The organism is Methylocucumis oryzae, from assembly GCF_000963695.1.
Classification (GTDB): domain Bacteria; phylum Pseudomonadota; class Gammaproteobacteria; order Methylococcales; family Methylomonadaceae; genus Methylovulum; species Methylovulum oryzae.
Genome location: NZ_LAJX01000194.1, coordinates 1 through 5,356, shown reverse-complemented (window position 1 = coordinate 5,356; position 5,356 = coordinate 1). Strand labels below are relative to the sequence as shown.

At 46.5% G+C, this 5,356-nt stretch carries 4 protein-coding genes and 2 pseudogenes; 2 read left to right on the top strand and 4 right to left on the bottom strand.

The window, feature by feature from the left end; translation table 11 throughout:
* Positions 1-351: 351 nt before the first annotated feature.
* On the top strand, positions 352-543 hold the full coding sequence (locus VZ94_RS27200; RefSeq protein WP_204369192.1) for a hypothetical protein: 192 nt from the start codon (positions 352-354) through the stop codon (positions 541-543).
* Between the two features lie 37 nt (positions 544-580).
* Here VZ94_RS27200 and VZ94_RS16740 read toward each other — a convergent pair whose 3' ends face one another.
* From VZ94_RS16740 to rraA, 4 genes and pseudogenes are all read right to left on the bottom strand, one after another.
* Positions 581-2,689 carry a molybdopterin-containing oxidoreductase family protein gene (locus VZ94_RS16740; RefSeq protein WP_045780096.1) on the bottom strand — a complete coding sequence of 703 codons (2,109 nt, stop codon included), beginning with the start codon at positions 2,687-2,689 and terminating at the stop codon, positions 581-583.
* A gap of 78 nt (positions 2,690-2,767) precedes the next feature.
* A complete protein-coding gene (locus VZ94_RS16735; RefSeq protein ID WP_338040479.1) occupies positions 2,768-3,154 on the bottom strand; it encodes an RNA-binding S4 domain-containing protein in 387 nt (128 codons plus the stop codon).
* A gap of 4 nt (positions 3,155-3,158) precedes the next feature.
* Positions 3,159-4,099, bottom strand: a pseudogene (ispH, locus tag VZ94_RS16730) (4-hydroxy-3-methylbut-2-enyl diphosphate reductase).
* Positions 4,100-4,135: 36 nt separating this feature from the next.
* Positions 4,136-4,624, bottom strand: coding sequence for a ribonuclease E activity regulator RraA (gene rraA / locus VZ94_RS16725; RefSeq protein WP_045780095.1), 489 nt, complete (start codon positions 4,622-4,624; stop codon positions 4,136-4,138).
* 161 nt (positions 4,625-4,785) lie between these two features.
* Here rraA and VZ94_RS16720 point away from each other — a divergent pair.
* Positions 4,786-5,125 (top strand): annotated as a pseudogene (locus VZ94_RS16720) (zinc ribbon domain-containing protein YjdM).
* Positions 5,126-5,356 lie beyond the last annotated feature (231 nt).

Sequence of the window (5,356 nt, the reverse complement as noted above, 5' to 3'; positions counted from 1 at the left end):
GTATTTATCGGCGTCCTTCACTCTGATAAACGCCAGGGATGGCGTGTAGTAGACAGAAAACCGCTCCTGCGTTTTCTGCATTCACCACATCCCTGTGGTTTAGCAACGCAGGAGCAGTTGCCGAATGACCTGTCCCGGCTTAAGTGGGTAGCCTAATGTTGTATGGCTAAGTGCCATCAATCAAACCTCATAATTGCTATATCCCATGAGCGGGCGGTTGTTTATGTACAGCAAATTCGTATTGTGAATTTACAATAAAGCGCACCAAACCACCTTACAACTCGAATTTTTTCACAAAAAAGTGTAAAACCATCAATCACAAGTCATTTTAAAGCCATATTTTCATCATTTATGCTTATCCGTTTCGGCTGTTCCAATTACAAATCTATCTATGGTTATCAAGAGTTGCTTTTTGCAGCTTCTAGCTTGAAAGACCCGCAACCGGATTTGATTAACACCTCACGGCTTCCCGACACGATTACCCAGCATTGCCATTTATGGAGCGAATGCGTCAACCATAACTTAGTGCGCCGGTTTAGGTAAAAATCCAAAAGTTTTACGCGCTCTATTCCTCCAACTTTTACGCCGCAACAACCTGTACCAAATTATCCGAAAACGACGGCGCATGGCCCATATTAGAAAACTCTGCCGAGCTGATGCTGTTAACAGTGCCGGTATTCAGTTGCCGCCAGTAGCCAAGCGTGGCGACGATTAAGCCGGCATTGACATCATCAGTAATGCGGGCTTGACCTTCAAAGCCTCCACGGTTGTTGAACACCCTCACCTTATCGCCGTCATGGATACCTCGTGCCTCAGCATCAAGCGCATTTATCAACACAAACTGCTCGCCTTGGCCTTTAATTTTTTGCTCCATATTGGCGTAGCAGGAATTTAAAAAACCGTGGCTTTTGGGTAAAATAATACTGAGTGGGAATTTGTCTGCTAATTCAGCATTGGTGGCAGCCGCTTCTCTAGGTGGCACATAATCAGGCAACGGGTCTAACGCTTCGCCGGATTGAAAGCCATCGTACATTTGCCGGAACGGGCCAGCGACAAAGTTAGTCGCGCCTTCAGCTTTGAGTTGGCAACGGCCCGAAGGCGTTGGGAAATTGCCGTTTTTATGGGGTGCGCGGTCGTCTTTAGTGCCAACTTTCAAGCGAGCAAAGCCGTGTTCGCGTAAATACACCAGGTCAATACCGTCACACGCCGGGGCATTCCAATCGACGTAATGCTCCAAACATTCGCTATCAGACCATTGAAAATTTTCCTCAGTAAAACCGAACCGCGCCGCCAAGCGGCGGAAGATTTCATTATTAGGAATCGCTTCACCGGGTGCTTCGACGCATTTTTCGTTGTACGTCAAATACAAATGCCCCCACGATAAAATCATGTCTTCCATTTCTGCTCCCATTGCCGCAGGTAGCAAAATGTCAGCGTACAAAGCCGTGTCAGAAATAAAATGCTCCGCCGAAACCATAAACAAATCTTCGTTTAGCAAACCTTGGACGATTTTATCGGTTTCCGGTGCTTGCGTGACGGGATTAGCGTTCCAACACATCAGGGATTTAATCGGCGCACCGGCGGGTGGTTGGTCGGTCAAAGCGCGACCGATTTGTAAAGCGTTGATGACGCGCGTGCCTTCGGGGATTAAATCAGGGCGACAAATCACATCGAATTTATACGGATGCTCCCACACGGGGAATTGCAGCGCACCACCGCCGACATGCCGCCACGCGCCTGTTAATGCCGGTAGGCAACTGACGGCGCGAACAGTTTGACCACCGCCATGATGGCGCTCTAAGGCTACCCCTATGCGAATCGCAGCGGGGTGGGTACTGGCATATTCACGCGCTAAAGTGCGTATGGTGTGGGCAGGAATGCCTGTAATCGCTTCTGCCCATTCCGGCGTGCGCGTTTTAGCGCGGTCTTTAAGTTCGTCGAAACCAAGCGTGTAGTTATCAACATAATCTTGATCGAGCAAGCCTTCTTCGATAATCGTATGAATCATCGCCATGGCCAATGCGCCGTCGGTACCCGGTTTAGGCGCAATATGCCAATCGGCTTCTTTAGCCGTTTTGGAGGCATAAGCATCAATGACGACGACTTTCGCGCCTTTTTTCTGCGCTTCTTTGACGATATGCCAATGGTGTAAGTTGGTGCTAACCGAGTTGCAGGCCCAAATGATAATGTATTTTGAGTGGATGAAACTTTCAGGGTCAACGCCAGCCGTTGGGCCAATGGTCAATAACCATGCGGTACTAGAACCTTCGCCGCAAAACGTGCGCTCGGTAACCGTAGCGCCCAAACGGTTGAAAAACGCATCGCCACCATTTAAACCATGCACTAAGCCTTGGTTGCCCAAATAGCTATACGGCACAATCGCTTGCGGGCCATGTTCAGCAATAATGGCTTGCCAGCGGCTAACGATTTCATCTAACGCCTCATCCCAGCCAATACGTTCAAACTGCTTGCTGCCTTTAGGGCCGCTACGGCGCATAGGATAGAGCAAACGGTCGGGATGGTAATGGCGTTTTTCGTAATCTTTAAGTTTTACGCATAAACCACCGCGCGTCAACGGATGCTCTGAGTTGCCTTTTACGCCAGTTAATTTACCATCTTCAACTTCAAACACCATAGAACAGGTATCAGGACAATCGTGCGGGCAGCCGCCGTGATGCGTGGTTTTCATATTGTGCTCCTCTCTTGTTTTATTGTTTTTATTTTTTTCATACCCTTTGAACGGATGCGGCAAAGAACTTAACCTTGCTTAAACCGATGAATCAAACGCCGTTCTTTTTTTATTGGGTTTATGATCGATACCGTGAAATGGCAATAACTCGCGTAGTTGTTTTTGCTCTATGATTTGTTGTTGGCGCTTGTCGTGGCTTTCTTGAGATTCTTCATACAAGAACACGGCATCTTTAGCGCTACGACGCTGGCTTGTTAATGCCGTAACGGTAATCTCCCAGCGGTAAACATCTTTGCTAATACTAAGCTCTGTACCGACCCGAATCTCTTTACCGGGCTTGACGCGTTGCTTATTGACATGAACTTTACCTCCCGCAATAGCTTCGGCTGCGAGCTTGCGGGTTTTAAAAAACCGCGCTGCCCACAGCCATTTATCTAAACGGATAGCTTCTAACGCGTCTGCCACAGTCTTAGCGTTTTAAGCCTTTAGGTAACGAGAATACAACTTTTTTCTTCAATTCCTTGAATTTCAACCGTAGACTGACCACCCCAATCTTTCAAACGATTAATCACTGCTTGGACTAACACTTCTGGTGCTGACGCGCCAGCCGTGACCCCGACAACATTAATCCCGTCAAACCAATCTGCCTGCATGTCATCGGCGGTATCGATTAAATAAGCGGGTTTACCTAGCTGTTCAGCGATTTCACGCAAGCGATTAGAATTAGAGCTATTCGGAGAGCCTACTACTAAAATAGCATCAGCGGTTTTAGCCAGTTCTTGTACCGCATCTTGACGGTTTTGCGTGGCGTAACAAATATCGTCTTTCTTTTGGTCTTGAATAGATGGGAAACGTTTTACGTAACGCATCAACCATGATTTGCGTATCGGTAATCGACAACGTAGTCTGGGTCACATAGGCTAAATTTTCAGGGTTATTAACCGTTAATTGTTCAACGTCGCTAGGCGTTTCGACTAAATAAATCCCGCCTTGATCAGTGCATTTTTCGTATTGCCCCATCGTGCCTTCAACTTCAGGATGACCCGCGTGCCCAATTAAAATCACTTCTCGGCCCGCTTTAGCATGTTTAGCAACTTGTAAATGCACCCGCGTTACTAACGGACAGGTCGCATCAAACACAGTTAGCTCTCGCTGTTTAGCTTCTTGCTGAACTTGTTTGGACACGCCATGCGCGCTAAAAATCAAATGCGAGCCAACCGGTACATCGGATACATCTTCTACGAATACAGCGCCTTTTTCTTTTAAGCCATTAACCACTGTTCGGTTATGTACGACTTCATGACGAACATAAATAGGCGCGCCAAACGTTTCTAAGGCTTGGTCAACAATTTCAATGGCACGGTCTACACCGGCGCAAAAGCCACGAGGGTTAGCGAGTACGATTTGCATATCTTGAGTAGTTTAGTAGGTTAAATGAGAGTTATTTTAACTCAATACTGTTTCGGACACGATAATTCCGTCAGCATCGGCATATAAATAATGGTCTTTGCGGAAATTAACTCCCGCAAAGGTAATGAGCACGTCGCGCTCACCATAATCGCGTTTATGAGCGTTTTTGGGATAAGCGTGCAACGCTTTAATGCTTATCGGTAATTCAGCAATCTCAGCGCTATTTCTAATACAACCATAAATTAATAAGCCTTGCCAACCATTCGCTACTGCGAGGCCTGCTAATTTCGCATCCACGAGCGCGCAATGGTGAGAGCCGCCGCCATCAACGACTAATACCCGATTCATCGCAGGTTCGCTCAGCACGTCGGCGATTAACTCGTCGTTTTCATAGACTTTTAATGTTGTTATCAAACCGCTAAAGGCTGCTTTACTGCCAAATGTTTGAAACAAAGGTTCAGCAATTTGAAAATGTGGCGTATGAGCATATAAATCGCACAAGCCTGCGGTAGTAAAATTGTTCATAAAGTGCTAACCCAAAGTTTTAACGCGTATAGTGCATTGTAGCGCGCTATTTAAAATGAGCAATCAATAACGTTGTAAACCCATTGCAGAAAATAATGCACTCTGGCATTGTAGTTAGCTTATCATTGCGACATTTTCACCATACACTAACTAGGAAAACCATGAGCGATTCGATTACCTGCCCTCAATGCAGTTCTGATTATTGTTACGAAGACAATAACTTATTTATATGCCCCGAATGCGGTTATGAATGGCCCATGGACGCACCCTCTGAAGCGAGTGGCGCACGTGTAATTAAGGATGCTAATGGCAATACATTGACTGATGGCGATACGGTAACTGTTATCAAAGACTTAAAAAGTTAAAGGCTCTTCGTTAGTCGTTAAAGTAGGTACTAAAGTCAAAAATATCCGTCTGATAGACGGCGATCATGACATTGATTGCAAAATCGACGGCATAGGCGCTATGCAATTAAAATCCCAATTTGTCAAAAAGGCTTAAGCATTGCTTGGGGTTAGCGCTACGCTAACCTTCTTAATTTAAACCGGCTACCAACTTAAAACGGGACAATATCAAGCCAGGACAGGTTGTTTAGAGTGGCAGAAAACTGCTCCCTGCGTTTTCTGCATTCGCCACGTCCTTGTGGCTTGAGGTGTCGGCAGCAGGGATGCTGCCGCCAAGCCTACAGGGACGTATTTACGGCGTCCTTCACTCTGATAACGCCAGGGATGC

Coding starts and splice junctions, on each gene's coding strand:
- VZ94_RS27200 (WP_204369192.1), top strand. CDS start 352: ATGCTTATCCGTTTCGGCTGTTCCAATTACAAATCTATCTATGGTTAT.
- rraA (WP_045780095.1), bottom strand. CDS start 4,624: ATGAACAATTTTACTACCGCAGGCTTGTGCGATTTATATGCTCATACG.
- VZ94_RS16740 (WP_045780096.1), bottom strand. CDS start 2,689: ATGAAAACCACGCATCACGGCGGCTGCCCGCACGATTGTCCTGATACC.